Origin of the sequence: Clostridium algidicarnis (assembly GCF_000703125.1) — a bacterium.
Taxonomy (GTDB): domain Bacteria; phylum Bacillota; class Clostridia; order Clostridiales; family Clostridiaceae; genus Clostridium_L; species Clostridium_L algidicarnis.
Genome location: NZ_JNLN01000001.1, coordinates 2,359,502 through 2,374,543, shown reverse-complemented (window position 1 = coordinate 2,374,543; position 15,042 = coordinate 2,359,502). Strand labels below are relative to the sequence as shown.

Here is a 15,042-nt window from a genome sequence, read left to right as displayed (position 1 = left end):
TAAAAACTTAGGTTTATCCAATGATAAACATAAGTTCAGCTTCTACTGCCTTTTTACCTTCAACATATGCAACTCCTCTTCCAACACCTGCGGAACCTTTTAACTTTGTAATTTCCACTTCTAATCTTAGAGTATCACCTGGTACTACCTTTCTTCTAAATTTTGCTTTATTTATTCCCGCAAAATATGCTATTTTACCTTTGAATTCTTCAATTGAAAGAATAGCTACCGCTCCTGCTTGAGCTAAAGCTTCTATCATAAGTACTCCAGGCATTACAGGTTCTACAGGAAAGTGTCCTTGAAAAAACTGTTCATTTATAGTTACATTCTTTATAGCAACTACCCGTTTACCAGGTTCCATTTCATCTACTCTATCCAAAAGTAACATTGGGTATCTATGAGGAATTATTTCTTGAATTTCCTTTATATCTAACATTTTTTCCTCCTTACTATTATTTTTAGGATCCCACTTTTTTATAAAAGCTACTTTACTTTTAAACAAATATAACTTATTGGTTAATACATAAGTTGTATTTTATTTTAATCAAAGGCTCACCGTATTCTACCATTTCACCGTCTTTTGCAAGTATTTCTACTACTTCACCTTCAAATTCACTTTCAATTTCGTTCATAAGTTTCATAGCTTCTACTATGCAAAGTACCTCTCCCTTTTTCACCTTATGGCCAATCTTAACAAAGGGATCTTGCTTTGGACCTGAGGACTTGTAAAAGGTTCCTACAATAGGTGATTTAACTACATTGAAGTTTTCTTCAACATCAGTAATTATCTTATCTTCCCTCTTATCCTCTTTATTAAAATTTTGAATTTGTATTTTTTTTGTATATTCCTTTGAATCTTCTAAGTTCAGATTTTCTTTAACTACTATTTTTTCACATTCTTTTTTCATATTTATCTGTGTTCCATCACACTTGAATTCAAAACTAGTTAAGCTAGATTCACTTACTGCCTTTATAAGCTCTTGTATTTTGGAAAAATCCATGTTAATTACCTCCCACTCCATTTCTTAAATAGAAGCACTGCATTATGGCCTCCAAATCCTAGTGAATTAGAAAGTACATACTCTAATTCTTTCTCTCTACCCTTATTCGGTACATAATCTAAATCGCACTCTTCATCAGGTGTGGTATAACCTATTGTTGGTGGCACAAAGCTATCTTCTATAGCTTTTACACAAATTATTGCTTCTATAGCTCCTGCTGCACCTAATAAATGTCCTGTCATTGATTTAGTTGAACTTACAGGTATTTCATAAGCTTTTTCTCCAAAAACCGATTTTATAGCTGCTGTTTCAAATTTATCATTATATGGTGTACTTGTTCCATGTGCATTTATGTATGATACCTTATCTTCTTTTATATTTCCTTCTTTTAATGCCATCTTTATAGCTCTAGCTGCACCTTCTCCGTTTGGTGCTGGGGATGTTATATGATAGGCATCACAAGTAGTACCATAGCCTACTACTTCGGCATATATTTTCGCTCCTCTTTTTTCTGCACTTTCAAGACTTTCAAGTACAACCATACCAGCTCCTTCTCCCATTACAAATCCATCCCTATTTTTATCAAAGGGAATAGATGCCTTATTTTTATCTTGGTTTTTTGTTAAAGCTGTAAGTGATATAAATCCTGCCACTGATAATGGTGTTATGGCCGCTTCCGTTCCCCCTGCTATTATAATATCCGCCATACCTAACTTAATACTATGGAAGGCTTCACCTATTGCATTAGTTCCGGAGGCACAGGCTGTTACTATTGTATTACATAAGGCCTTTGCACCATATTCAATAGCTATATTTCCAGCTGCCATATTACTTATAATCATAGGGATTAACATTGGAGATACTCTACTCGGTCCCTTCTTTAATAGTCTTTCCTCTTGAGTTTCTATAGTACTCATACCACCTATACCACATCCAACTATAACCCCTAATTTTTCTTTGTCTATGTTTTGTAAATTCAACTTTGAATCTTCTACTGCTTCTTTTGAGGCTACCATTGCTAACTGGCAAAACCTATCCATTCTTTTTACTTGTTTTGCATCTATATAATCTTCAGGCTTAAAATTTTTAACTTCTCCTGCTAACTTAACTTTAAAATCTGAAGTATCAAAAGTTTTTATAAAATCTATTCCACATTGGCCTCTTTTTATTGAATCCCAAAAATCTTTAACATTGTTTCCTATAGGTGTTATTGCACCCATACCAGTTATAACTACTCTCTTCATATACTTCACCTTCTCTTTATATGCTTTAAATTATTATTTTTATACTACACAAAATCCCTTTAAAATTACATAACCATTCCACCATCCACATTTATTACCTGTCCTGTTATGTAACTTGCCATATCTGAAGCTAAAAAGCTTACTACATTAGCCACTTCTTCAGCCTTGCCTTGTCTTTTAAACGGAATTCCTTCTTCCATGACCCTTTTAATCTTATCTGATAAAATAGCTGTCATATCAGTTTCTATAAATCCCGGTGCTACTGCGTTTACATTAACACCCCTGCAAGCTAACTCTCTTGCAACCGACTTAGTAATTCCTATTATCCCAGCTTTAGATGCTGCATAGTTAGATTGACCTGCATTTCCTACTATTCCAACTACAGATGCTATGTTTATTATTTTTCCACTTCTTTGTTTCATCATAACTAAACTGGCATGCCTTATACAATTAAAGGCGCCCTTCAAATTCACATCTATTACATTATCAAAATCTTCTTCTTTCATTCTCATAATTAAACCATCTCTAGTAATTCCCGCATTGTTAACTAAGATATCTAGAGATCCAAAACTTTCAGTAGCAGCTTTTATTATATTTTCTGCCTGTTTAAAATCACTTACATCCCCTTTTATTGCTACTACCTTTACCCCCTTTGCTTCTATTTCTTTAATTACTTCCTGCATTGCTTCTACATCATTTCTATAATTTAGAACTATATTTACTTCTTGCGACGCAAGATTAAGGGCTATTGCTCTTCCTATACCTCTGCTTGCCCCTGTAACTATAGCTGTTTTTCCTTTAAGCATACCCTTCCTCCTCACCTTATTAAGATTTAAAATACTCTATAGCCTTTTCTAAAGACTTTATATCCTCAACATTTATTATATTTACTTTTCTATCTACTCTTTTTACAAATCCACTAAGTGCATTGCCAGGCCCTATTTCTACAAAAGTATCTACTCCATTTTTAACCATGGTTTTTATAGTATCTTCCCATCTAACAGAACTTCTTACCTGCTTTATCAAAAATTCTTTTATATCTTCTTTTTTATTTATATATGACCCTGTTACATTTGTTACCACAGGAATGTTCATAGTATTAACTTTAACGCCTTGAAGCTCTTTTGATAATTTTTCTGAAGCTTCTTTTAACATAGATGTATGAAAAGGTCCACTAACCTTAAGGGGAATAACCCTTTTAGCTCCTTTTTCTATGGCCATTTCAGATGCCCCTTTTACGGCTTCTACTTCTCCAGCAATTACAATTTGTCCTGGAGAGTTATAATTTGCCACTTCAACTATTCCAAAGCTACTACAATCTACACATATTTGTCTTAATATTTCACCTTCTAGCCCTAAAATAGCCGCCATAGTTCCTAATCCTTTTGGTACAGCTTCCTCCATGTATGTTCCTCTTTTTTTTACAAGCTTTACTGCATCCTCAAAATTTAAACTTCCACTACATACATGAGCTGAATATTCTCCAAGACTTAATCCTGCAACCTCATCAGGTTTTATTTCAAATTGCTCTAAAACTTTTAGTATAGCTATACTAGTAGTAAGTATTGCAGGTTGTGTATATTTAGTTTGGTTAAGACTTTCTATTGGTCCTTCAAAGCACAAATTGCTTATATTAAAATTTAATGCCAAATCAGCTTTAGTATATACTTCCCTTGCAATGTCATACTTTTCGTATAGTTCTTTTCCCATACCTACATATTGTGCCCCTTGACCTTGGAAAAGAAATACTACCTTCATAAAAGATACCTCCAAACTTTATTTAAATCTATTTATTGTCTCTTCTGCCTTTGAAAACATCTCTTCTATTATTTCCCTGCAGCTTTGCTCTTTATGTATAAGTCCTGCTATTTGTCCTGCCATTACAGAGCCATAATCTACATCTCCCTCTTTTGCTGCTTTTGGAAGAGCACCTCTACCAAGCTCCTCATATTTTTCAATAGGTTTACACTCTTTTTCTAAAAGTGTAAACTGTCTTGTAAGTTTATTTTTTAATACTCTTACAGGGTGTCCTGTTGCTCTACCACTAACAACTGTATCTATATCTTTTGCACTTATTATTTTATTTTTATAATTTTGATGTACTGTGCACTCCTTTGCAACTAAGAATCTAGTTCCTACTTGTATTCCTTCTGCTCCAAGCATAAATGCTGCTGCAACTCCTCTTCCATCACCAATACCCCCTGCACCTATTACGGGTATATCCACTGCATCTACTACTTGAGGTATTAGTGCCATAGTTGTAAGTTCACCTACATGACCTCCTGCTTCATAGCCTTCAACTACAATAGCATCCGCTCCGCTTCTTTCCATTCTTTTTGCTAATGCTACAGATGCTACTACAGGTATAACTTTTATATCATGCTCTTTCCACATCTTCATATATTTCCAAGGGTTGCCTGCTCCAGTAGTTACTACCTTAACCCCTTCTTCGCAAACAACCTTAGCTAATTCTTCTGCATTATCACTTAAAAGCATTATATTTACTCCAAAAGGATTATCCGTAAGACTTTTAGTCTTTCTTATTTCATTTCTTATATAATCTACAGGTGCATTAGCTCCTGCTATTATTCCAAGTCCTCCTGCATTAGACACCGCTGCTGCTAAACTACTGTCAGCAATCCAAGCCATCCCTCCCTGTATTATAGGATATTCTATTCCAACTATATTACAAAGTATAGACCTTAACATTTTGCTCCTCCTAAAATAACTTTATTGTTCAATCTTTCTTTTAACATAACTCACAGCATCTTCTAGGGTTACTATATCTTCTGCATCTTCTATTTGTATATTGAATTCCTCTTCCAACTCCATTATTATCTGAAAAAGATCTAAAGAATCTGCACCCAAATCATTTTGAAATGACATATCAATTTTAATAGTATCCTCTTCTATTCCTAATTCCTCAGATGTAACTTTTCTTATTTTTTCAAAAATCATTATTAAGCCCTCCATTTTTTTATAAATTATTTTTTACCACTTAATTAAGGTTGATCCCCAGGTGAGTCCACCACCAAATCCTACAAGTATTATTTTGTCTCCTTTTTTAAGTAAACCATTTTTATTCATTTCATCTAATGCTATAGGTATACTTGCACTTGATGTATTTCCATATCTATCTAGATTTACGTAAAACTTTTCTATATCTACTTTTAGCTTTTTTGCTGCAAATTCTACAATTCGTAAATTTGCTTGATGTGGAATTATATATTTTATATCTTCTAATCTATTATTAGTATCTTTTAATATTTGCTCTATGCTTTTAGGGATAATTTTTACTGCAAACCTAAAGACTTCTTTACCATTCATAGATATAAAACTTTCTTCTTTCTTTTCCACTTTTGTATAAGGATTACTTAGTTGCACAGCAGTACAATTTAAAGATTCCTTTCCATTAATTCCGTCAGATCCTATATTATTATATAATATACCTTGCTTCTTTGAAGCTTTAAGAATAGCTGCGCCTGCACCATCTCCAAATAATACACAAGTATTACGGTCCTTAAAGTCCACTATTTTAGATAAAACCTCTGCCCCTATTACAAGTGCATTTTTCATCTGTCCAGCTTTTATGAATTGATAAGCGGTATTAAGTCCAAATATAAACCCTGAGCAAGCTGCCGAAATATCAAAGGCTACTGCATTAAAAGCACCTATACTTTCTTGTACCATACAAGCTGTAGAAGGTGTAAAGCTATCACTTGTAATAGTAGCTACAATAATTAATTCTATATCTTCTGCTTTCATATTGGCATCTTTCAGAGCATCTATTGCTGCTTTAGATGCTAATTCAGATGTATTTTCTCCTATGGATAATCGTCTTTCTTTTATTCCCGTTCTACTTGAAATCCACTCATCGCTAGTATCTACCCACTTTGATAAATCATCATTAGTTGTAATTCCCTTTGGGATATAACTTCCTGTACCTATTATCTTTACCTCACTCATATAGCTATTCCCTCTTTTTCCCGTTTTTCAAGTTATATTTTTCTCTAAAAAAGCTATTAAGATTTTCTAAGGATTTAACTAAGGTTTCCTCTTCTTCTTTTGTTAATCCTTCAATAGTTGCTTTAACCATATCTGAATGAAACTTTTCATGAATCCTATATGCTAATTTTCCTTTTTTAGTTAGCTGAACCATTACTAACCTTCTATCTTCTGCTGACTTTTTTCTTTCTACATATTCTTTTTTTACTAAATTGTTTATAGCTATAGTAAGTGTCCCTACAGTTATATCTAGCTCTTTTGCAACTTCAGTCATGGTTCTTGGTTCATACATTCCTATAGCATCTATAGTGTGTACTTCTGTAACTGAAATATCTTTAAACGCACCACTATTAATAGCATTTTGCTCTATGGTTAAAATATCATTAAAAGTTTCAACTAAAAGTTCATTAATTGTGCTTATTGATTTATTCATTATTCACCTCTCCATTTGCTTTGACATTCAAATACTTTGACTTTCAAAGCACTTGTTAAAATTTTATAAGATCTAATTATATATAATTAAGCTCTGCCTCTGTCAAAAGTTCACTAATTAAATCTTTTACTTTAACAATTTTATTTATTCTAGTACAATTTTCCCCTGTAAAAATAAGCCCCTTATCTATATTCCCCTTTACCGCTTCTATTAATGCATTAGATATACAGTAAGGTGCAATTTTAGGATTACAATGTTTTAAACATTTATAACATTTATTTATTGGTTGTTTACCCTCTTTAATAACTTTACAAGCAAACTCATTTTTTATAGCTCTTCCTGGCATTCCCACAGGGCTAACTACAATTTCTAAATCTTCTTTTTTTGCATTTACATAGGTGTTCTTATATCTTATATCTGCATCGCATTCTTCTGTAGCTACAAATCTAGTAGCCATCTGAACTCCTGCTGCTCCTAGTTTCATGAATCTTGCTATGTCTCTCCCATCAAAAATTCCGCCTGCTACAACCACAGGTATAATCTTATTATATTTAATTTCAAAAGGTTTTATAACCCTTATAACTTCTATTACTATATTTTCGAAGTCCTCCTCTTTTATTATTTTTAAATCCTCTAATGAAAATCCTAAATGTCCTCCTGCCTTTGGCCCCTCTACAACTATTAAATCCGGTATTCTATTATATCTTTTATCCCAAAGGCTGCATATAATATTAGCTGCCTTTGCAGAAGATACTATAGGTGCTATCTTACAATTTGACCCTTCCACTATTTTAGGCAATGATGTAGGAATCCCTGCTCCTGATATAATTAAATCTATACCACTTTCTACAACTATCTTTGCTAATTCATTATAATCATTCATTGCACATAAAAAGTTAACTCCTAATATACCTTTGGTACTTTCTCTTGCCTTTTTTATTTGTTTTTTCAATGCTCTAATATTTGCTTCTTTATTATTAGTTTCAAAGTCTGGTTCATCATATCCTATTTGTACACCAGATATAATACCAACGCCACCTTCGTTTGCTACTGCAGAAGCTAATTTTGATCTTGATACTCCAATTCCCATTCCACCTTGAATTATAGGCACTCTTGCTACTAAATCTCCAATTTTTAAAGGAGGTAATTTCATATTATCCTCTCCCATTTTATTTGACTATCAAATACTTTGATAGTCAAAGTATATCTTATGAATAAAAAATAGTCAATATTAATATTTTTTAAGTTAATTCATTTAGCGACCTAATTATAGGATATTTACTTTTGAGGTCTCTTATGTCATATCTATCTATTAATATAGGTGCCATTCCAAATTCTTTTGCTGCATCAAGGTTTGATTCGCTGTCATCCACAAAGATGGCTTCTTGTGGTTTAATTCCTAATTCTTCAATAGCTATTTTAAATAAAGTCTTTTCAGCTTTATATGAACCATAAATAGATGACATTATAAAAGTTGAAAAATATTGTTTTAATTTTTTATTAATGAATACCCTTTCTAACGATGGCCATGTATCTGAAACTACTCCTAGTAAGTATTTTTTCTTTAGACTTCTTAATGAGTATTCTACATCATCAAAAAATAAAAACTTTTCGTCATTATAGACATTATCCTTTGCTAATAATTCAATAATTTCATTATTAATATGAGGATAATTGATTTCTTTTAATACAATTTCATAAAACTCCTTAAACATAAAAAACTCATGCTCTTCGGATTCTACTAATAGTGTTTTATTAATATGCTCACAGACTTTTTCCATTGCTTCATTTAGCTGTTTATCTGTATACGAAATTTGAGCATTTCCAATTATTTGGCAAAAGTTGGGTGTGATAAACCAATGTCCTGTTCTAGGCACATTAAGAGTACGTCCTGAATCAAATAAAATTGCTTTAATACCATTCATATCCATTATAAATCCCCCTAACAACGATTATAATTGTATCTTTTTCAATCTAATTTTTTCAACTTACTATAAATTTTCTCTGTATCTATTAAATTGTATTGTTCCGTTTCGATATTTCCATCTGCATGTGCTGCAACTACTATATATGCTCTATTATTTACTTCTCCTGAGCTTACTAAACACAATCCTGCCGCTTTTGTATATCCTGTTTTACCACATTTTATATGATCTTTATCTATATTTAACATACTTCTTTAAAAAAAAAGATTATTATTTATAGTACGTTTAGTAAATAAGCCATTTATACCACGTACTTCATACTCTTTTGATTCAACTACTTTTTTGAATTGTCTATTTCCTAAGGCATATTTAAAAAGTATTCCTATATCTTCTACTGTACTATAATTTTCAATATCTGTTATACCTGTAGAGTTCGAGAAATGTGTATTTTTCATCCCTAATTCTCTTGCTTTTTGATTCATTAAATTAACAAATTCTTGTTCAGTACCAGAAACATATCTAGCTAAAGTTATACTTGCCTCTCCTCCTGATTCTAAAAGTATTCCATATAACAAATCTATTATTTTGGGATTATCTCCTGGTTTAAAGCCTGAAACACTTAATCCATTGGTAATACAATAATCTATAATATCTTGTGTAATCTTTGTTCTTTTATTCAAGTTGCTAACATTTTCAATACCTACTATCGCTGTCATAACTTTAGTCATTGAAGCAGGATGTATTTTTTTATTATAATTTTTCCCCATGATTATCTGTCCTGTAGTCTTGTCTATTACTATAGCATTTTTAGATACTATATCTTCTATATCCATGTATTCATTATTTAAGACAAGAGGGTCTGTTTTTGTCTCACTTCCCAATATATTACTTAGATCTAAAAATGTAATTAATTTAAATAATACCATTATAATTAAGATTCCTATTACCAATTTTTTTAAATATCTTTTTTTCTTCAATTAAATCACCTCTAATAAAAGGCTACTATATGAAAGTGATTTTTACGTGACATTATAAAATTTCACTTCAAAAGTTAATCCATTATCATTAAAGGCTATTATATCCCCCTTATGATCCTCTATAATTGATTTTGACAGATTTAGACCTATTCCGTATCCTGGCAATGATGTCTCTCCTCTATAAAACCTATCAAAAATCCTCTTTAATATCTCTTCTTCTACTCCACTACCATTATCAGATATTTTTACAACCTTATAAATAGGATTAGAAGTAAGCTCTATACTTACAGTATCTAATGTATGCTCTAAGGAGTTTTTTATTATATTTAGAAAAGCTTCATAAAGCCATACCTCATCTCCTAATACATAAAAATCTTCTCCATTATATTTTATATTTACCTTTCTATTTCTATTTAAACTATTGAATATATCTTCTATTATCTCTAAAATAGAGAGTTCTTTAAATTTATATTCTATAGCATTAGAATTTATTTTTGAAAGCTTTAGAAGTACCTCTATAAAGTTTTTAAGCTTTTCTAACTCTGAATAAAGCTTCTCTAAATATATATCTGAGTTTTCTCTATCTTCATTTATTAGCTCTACCATAAATCCAATAGATGTTATGGGTGTTTTTAATTGATGAGCAATATTTGAAAGATCTTTTTTCAATGTTAATTTCTGCCTCTTAGCTTCTTCTTCTAGGGATTTTAAGTTTATGATTATTTTGTAAATTTCATCTCTTAGTGAGCTATATTCATCATCTTCTTTAATATCTATTGAATAGTCCCCACCATTTATTCTAATTAAATCATCTTCAAGTTTTTTTATCTTCTCTTTATATTTTTCTTGTTTTTTCTTTTCATTGTAGCTATATAGTCCATATATAAGAATCAATATGAATATACTAAGTAATACACCATGCAGTTTATTTGTAAATATACTCTTGTTATAATAACCTAATGAATTTAAAACCACTTCACTGTTTATATTTTTAAATTCTAAAATATTAGAAATTGTTATATAAAAATATCTATCTAATCCAAATATTAATATAGTTATTATTAAAAAAATTATTAAAAAGTAAAGCATTTAATCCCTCACAAATCTATAGCCTATACCTCTTATAGTCTCTATAGTATAGCCATATTGTTTTAGTTTCTTTCTAAGTCTTTTTACCGCTGCTGAAAGAGTATTATCCTCTACAAATTTCCCTCTTATATCCCAAATATCCTCTAATATCTTTTCCCTGGTTAATGTATTACCTCTATTTTTTAAAAGAAGTCTTAAAAGTTCATATTCTTTTACAGTTAATTCTATCTCGTTGCCATCTAAAAAACATATATAGTTTTTCTCATCTAAAACTAATCCTTTATAATTTAATTTTTTATCCTTCTCTTCTACCCTTCTTAATATACTTTCTATTTTAGCTTTTAATATTGATAATTTAAAAGGCTTCGTAATGTATGCATCAGAAACATTTAATCCCATAACAATATCCTCTTCCGAATCATTAACAGTTAAAAATATTATTGGAGTAGTTTTTATATCATATATTTTTAGAAAATCAAAACCTGTACCATCTGGTAAGTTTACATCTAGTATTATTAAATCAAAATCATAATTAAATTTTCCCTTTGCTTCGTTTAAAGAGCTTGCATGTATCACAGTGTAATCACTATTTTCTAAATATGTTTTTATTCCAAATCCTAAAGTCTCATCATCTTCCAGTAAAAATATTTTCAATATATCACCTCAAAGTTATTATATCAATAAATCTAGTATATAATTAATTTAAAGAAAATATTAGATTAAATTATTTAATTGTCACTTAAAAATCACTTTCGTATTGTATTCTCTTTCTAGGAGGTAAGATATATGGAAATATTAAAAGTTATGAACTTAAAAAAAATATATGGTGAAGGAGAAATTAAAGTAGAAGCATTAAAAGGAATCAACCTTTCTATTGAAAGAGGACAAATGGTTGCTATTATGGGGCCTAGTGGGTGTGGTAAGTCTACACTTTTAAATTTATTATCAGGTGTAGATGCTATTACATCTGGAGAAATTAAAGTCGATAATACAGATATATCAAATTTAGATGAAAATCATCTTGCTCTTTATAGAAGAAGACAATTAGGGGTTATTTATCAATTTTTCAATCTAATTTCTAACCTTTCTGTAGAGAACAACATAAAATTACCTGTTTTAATGGATGATAAAAATGTGGACCAGGAACATTTTGATGATCTAATAAAAAACTTAGGTATTGAATCTAAATTAAAAGTATTCCCTGATAAACTTTCTGGTGGACAACAACAAAGGGTAGCAATTGCTAGAAGTTTAATTTATAAGCCTAGTATAATATTAGCAGATGAACCAACAGGTAATTTAGATAAACAAAATGCTAGGGATATAATAGAAATCTTTAGGCTTTCAAACTTAAAATACAACCAAACTATTATAATAGTTACTCATGATGAAGAAGTTGCCCTATCTGCTGATAGAATAGTCCGTATGGAAGATGGGCTAATCATTAGTGATGAGGTGATAAGATGATTTTACGTGAATATGTAAAAGGAGATATAAGCTTAAATAAAAAGTCTTATATTTCAACAATCATTACAATATTTCTAGCTGTAGTTATTCTTTCTACTTTTGTTTTTGGTGTTTCATCATACTATAAATCTTATAGGGATATAATAGGTAAAAGTACAGGAGGCTATCACTTTAGAATCGTAAATACAATTTCAAGCAATGATGCGAAAAGTTTACAATCAAATAGATATATAAAAAAACTAGGATTATTTAATAATAAAGTTATAGAAGAAGGTTTTGGATCCAAAGAGAAAACTGAATTATTCGAAATGGATGAGAACTCTCTTTCTACTATTGAATCTTGGTTGAAAGAAGGTAGTCTTCCAAGCCCTAATGAAATTATGATAAGTAATGATATGGCAAGAGAGATTAATAAAAATATTAATGATAATCTTGAAGTAAATGGTAATAATTATATGATCTCAGGTATCTATTATGATACAACTTATGAATATGAAGAATTTTACAATATATTTTTAAATGTAGAACAAGATAAACTTTTAGAAAGCGGAGAAGAACTTTCTCCATTTATATGGTATAAAAACATATTCAAAACTTATAGTTTAAGTGAAGAAATAGTAAACAATCTAGAAACAAAGGATATTACATATAATTACAACTTAATGTATTTAGATAGATCCTTTGTTTTTGATCCTCAAGATAATTTATTAAAAGATCATACTTTTCAAGTAATTGTATTGGTTTTATTCTTCATATTAATAATACTTTTTTACTTTATTATTACAAACTTATTTTTAGTGCAAGAGGCAAAGTCTATACAAGAATATTCCAAATTAAGAGCTATAGGTGCTACTAGTAGCGATATTAATAAAATAATAAAACTAAAAGCATTATATATCTCTCAAATACCAATACTTTTAGGTATAGTTTCATCTATTGGAATAATCAAACTATTATTTCTTGCTATAAATAAGGTTGAAATGTATTTTTCTAAATCTAAAAACATTCTTGAAAGTACTATTGATTTAAATGTAAGCTTAAACTTTAAATTTGCAATACTTATTTATATTTTAAGCTTAGTAATAATCTATCTAAGTACAAAGAAACCTATAAACAAACTTAAAAAAAGTTCTATTTTAAATGGATTAAAAGGAGAAATAAAATCTAAATCTTATAAGAAATATGACCTTAAATATAAGGGTAATATAGAAAAAGATTTATCTAAACAATTTTATAAAAATGGTAAGAAAAGCTTTAAATTCACAGGAATAACTTTAAAATTAGGATTTGCTTTAATGGCTTTTATAATAATAATAATAACATACTATTCTATAGAGGAGAGATATAACAATATTGATAGATACACAACTTATGGTATTCAAGGAGAATATTCTACTATAAGTCCTTTAAATCAAGATTTAATTAATGATATAAAATCACTTAATATTGATGACTTTATAAACTTTAGAAGTGAATGCGTATATATTGATTATAATGAAGATTTAATTGATGATAACTTTAAAAACTCTGGCAGTTTAAATAATCTAGAAGAAAATATTATATCTTTAAAAAATACACGACTTAATATAATTGGATTAGAAGATAATAAATTCAATGAATTGGTAGCTAAAAGAGGATTAGATCCAAGTAAATATAAGGGTAACAGAGTTTTATTATTAAATACTGTTGGAGATAATTTTAATATTCCAACATCAAGGATTACAGATAAACAATTCCTAAAAGAAGATATAGAAACTCTTTACCTTTCAGAGTATGGAAATATTCTAGATACTAGAGGTTATGAGTTTGCTTTAAATGTAGAAGATAAAATTGATACACCACTTTTTGATTATCCTATATATAAAAATAGATTAAATTGTTATATGCCTAAATCTGAGTATATAAAACTATTTAGTAATTTTGAAAAAATCGCTAGTTTAGATCAATTTGAATATATTGCTATTAAATCCGATAATGTTGAAAAAACTCAGACTGTGGTAAAAGGTAAGTCTCTTGATTATTTTAAAGATGGACATTTTAGTTTAGAATCAAAAGTAGACGAAGATAACTTGATTAAAAAAAGAACTATAATAGGAAATATACTAGCTACATTCTTTAGTGTATTCTTTATTGTAGTAGGATTCTCTAACTGCTATTTCGCCTTTTATAATTTATTTTTAAAAAGAAAGGATGAATTAATACTATATAAATCTATCGGAATGGATGAGACGTTACTTAGGAATATATTAAAACGAGAAAAAAATAAGATATTATTTAGTTTTATATCTTCAATGCCTATTATATTAATTATACTAGCTATTATAGTGTCTAAGTCATCCAAAGTATTTACTGTTATAGACATATTAACAAATATAAATTATATATTTATATTCGGATATGTTGTTCTAATATATATATCTATTTCAAAAATGTATAATAACTATAAAAAAGAAATAATATGAAAATAAAAGGGCTATTTCACAACTAATTAATTTTAGCTATGGAATGCCTTTTTCTATTTTATCGTTTACTTTTGCCTTAGAATTATTAAGGGAGCTAGGTTAATCAAATTTAGGTTACAAAGCAATTCTTTAACATTTTCTATTGTGTTAGGATCTGCACTCTCTAAATCTAAAGGATATAGGCAATTATTACCTTTCAATTAAATCTCCCCTTTTCCCACCTATAGTTAATAATATTTTACAAGGTTTCACTAATTCTAAAGCCTTGGTTAATACTGCCTTTAAGAAACTTTCATATACTTTAAAATTTCATCTTCACTTATCTCTATGCCATTATAACCTAATGCTCTTTTAAAAACATACACCATTCCTGAGTATGTATCGAATAAGGTGCCATCAAAATCCCAAATAATATTTTCAAACAAAACTACTCCCCCTT

General features: G+C 29.5%; 19 protein-coding genes. 2 read left to right on the top strand and 17 right to left on the bottom strand.

Annotation, left to right across the window (positions count from 1 at the left end; genetic code table 11):
• Positions 1 to 13 precede the first annotated feature (13 nt).
• The 15 genes from fabZ to BV55_RS0111250 all read right to left on the bottom strand — a co-directional run bounded on the left by fabZ (position 14) and on the right by BV55_RS0111250 (position 11,328).
• Positions 14 to 436 (bottom strand): 3-hydroxyacyl-ACP dehydratase FabZ, encoded by a 423-nt coding sequence (gene fabZ / locus BV55_RS0111315; protein WP_029452926.1) that lies wholly within the window; start codon positions 434 to 436, stop codon positions 14 to 16.
• Positions 437 to 509: 73 nt separating this feature from the next.
• Positions 510 to 1,001 (bottom strand): acetyl-CoA carboxylase biotin carboxyl carrier protein, encoded by a 492-nt coding sequence (gene accB / locus BV55_RS0111310; RefSeq protein ID WP_029452925.1) that lies wholly within the window; start codon positions 999 to 1,001, stop codon positions 510 to 512.
• Positions 1,002 to 1,006: 5 nt separating this feature from the next.
• A complete protein-coding gene (gene fabF, locus BV55_RS0111305) occupies positions 1,007 to 2,245 on the bottom strand; it encodes a beta-ketoacyl-ACP synthase II (protein WP_029452924.1) in 1,239 nt (412 codons plus the stop codon).
• A gap of 65 nt (positions 2,246 to 2,310) precedes the next feature.
• Entirely contained in the window at positions 2,311 to 3,051 is a 741-nt protein-coding gene (gene fabG / locus BV55_RS0111300) for a 3-oxoacyl-[acyl-carrier-protein] reductase (RefSeq protein ID WP_029452923.1), read from the bottom strand.
• 19 nt (positions 3,052 to 3,070) lie between these two features.
• Positions 3,071 to 4,003, bottom strand: a complete 933-nt coding sequence (gene fabD / locus BV55_RS0111295; protein WP_029452922.1) for an ACP S-malonyltransferase — start codon at positions 4,001 to 4,003, stop codon at positions 3,071 to 3,073.
• An 18-nt stretch (positions 4,004 to 4,021) separates the two neighbouring features.
• Complete coding sequence (gene fabK, locus BV55_RS0111290; protein ID WP_029452921.1) at positions 4,022 to 4,954, bottom strand: enoyl-[acyl-carrier-protein] reductase FabK; 933 nt, start codon at positions 4,952 to 4,954, stop codon at positions 4,022 to 4,024.
• A 21-nt stretch (positions 4,955 to 4,975) separates the two neighbouring features.
• Positions 4,976 to 5,203: an acyl carrier protein gene (gene acpP, locus BV55_RS0111285; protein WP_029452920.1), complete on the bottom strand. Its 228-nt coding sequence runs from the start codon at positions 5,201 to 5,203 to the stop codon at positions 4,976 to 4,978.
• A gap of 33 nt (positions 5,204 to 5,236) precedes the next feature.
• Entirely contained in the window at positions 5,237 to 6,211 is a 975-nt protein-coding gene (locus BV55_RS0111280; protein WP_029452919.1) for a beta-ketoacyl-ACP synthase III, read from the bottom strand.
• Positions 6,212 to 6,215: 4 nt separating this feature from the next.
• Complete coding sequence (locus tag BV55_RS0111275; protein ID WP_029452918.1) at positions 6,216 to 6,683, bottom strand: MarR family winged helix-turn-helix transcriptional regulator; 468 nt, start codon at positions 6,681 to 6,683, stop codon at positions 6,216 to 6,218.
• 76 nt (positions 6,684 to 6,759) lie between these two features.
• Positions 6,760 to 7,836 carry an NAD(P)H-dependent flavin oxidoreductase gene (locus BV55_RS0111270; RefSeq protein WP_029452917.1) on the bottom strand — a complete coding sequence of 359 codons (1,077 nt, stop codon included), beginning with the start codon at positions 7,834 to 7,836 and terminating at the stop codon, positions 6,760 to 6,762.
• An 88-nt stretch (positions 7,837 to 7,924) separates the two neighbouring features.
• The gene (locus BV55_RS0111265) at positions 7,925 to 8,614 is read right to left on the bottom strand and encodes an HAD family hydrolase (protein WP_029452916.1); all 690 of its coding nucleotides are present in this window, start codon (positions 8,612 to 8,614) and stop codon (positions 7,925 to 7,927) included.
• A gap of 38 nt (positions 8,615 to 8,652) precedes the next feature.
• Positions 8,653 to 8,856, bottom strand: a complete 204-nt coding sequence (locus BV55_RS15165; RefSeq protein WP_051652495.1) for a hypothetical protein — start codon at positions 8,854 to 8,856, stop codon at positions 8,653 to 8,655.
• A gap of 6 nt (positions 8,857 to 8,862) precedes the next feature.
• A complete protein-coding gene (locus BV55_RS14920) occupies positions 8,863 to 9,585 on the bottom strand; it encodes a D-alanyl-D-alanine carboxypeptidase family protein (protein WP_051652494.1) in 723 nt (240 codons plus the stop codon).
• 42 nt (positions 9,586 to 9,627) lie between these two features.
• Complete coding sequence (locus tag BV55_RS0111255; protein WP_029452915.1) at positions 9,628 to 10,674, bottom strand: sensor histidine kinase; 1,047 nt, start codon at positions 10,672 to 10,674, stop codon at positions 9,628 to 9,630.
• Entirely contained in the window at positions 10,675 to 11,328 is a 654-nt protein-coding gene (locus BV55_RS0111250; protein WP_035794388.1) for a response regulator transcription factor, read from the bottom strand.
• Positions 11,329 to 11,460: 132 nt separating this feature from the next.
• On the opposite strand from BV55_RS0111250, the gene BV55_RS0111245 reads away from it, so the two are divergent.
• Positions 11,461 to 12,141 (top strand): ABC transporter ATP-binding protein, encoded by a 681-nt coding sequence (locus tag BV55_RS0111245; RefSeq protein WP_029452913.1) that lies wholly within the window; start codon positions 11,461 to 11,463, stop codon positions 12,139 to 12,141.
• Positions 12,138 to 14,603: an FtsX-like permease family protein gene (locus BV55_RS0111240; RefSeq protein ID WP_029452912.1), complete on the top strand. Its 2,466-nt coding sequence runs from the start codon at positions 12,138 to 12,140 to the stop codon at positions 14,601 to 14,603. The genes BV55_RS0111245 and BV55_RS0111240 overlap by 4 nt, the downstream gene beginning before the upstream one ends.
• Positions 14,604 to 14,668: 65 nt before the next feature.
• On the opposite strand, the gene BV55_RS15905 is transcribed toward BV55_RS0111240, so the two are convergent.
• Entirely contained in the window at positions 14,669 to 14,803 is a 135-nt protein-coding gene (locus BV55_RS15905; RefSeq protein WP_278246646.1) for a hypothetical protein, read from the bottom strand.
• Positions 14,804 to 14,884: 81 nt separating this feature from the next.
• Complete coding sequence (locus BV55_RS15400; protein ID WP_084170555.1) at positions 14,885 to 15,028, bottom strand: HAD hydrolase-like protein; 144 nt, start codon at positions 15,026 to 15,028, stop codon at positions 14,885 to 14,887.
• Positions 15,029 to 15,042: the final 14 nt, after the last annotated feature.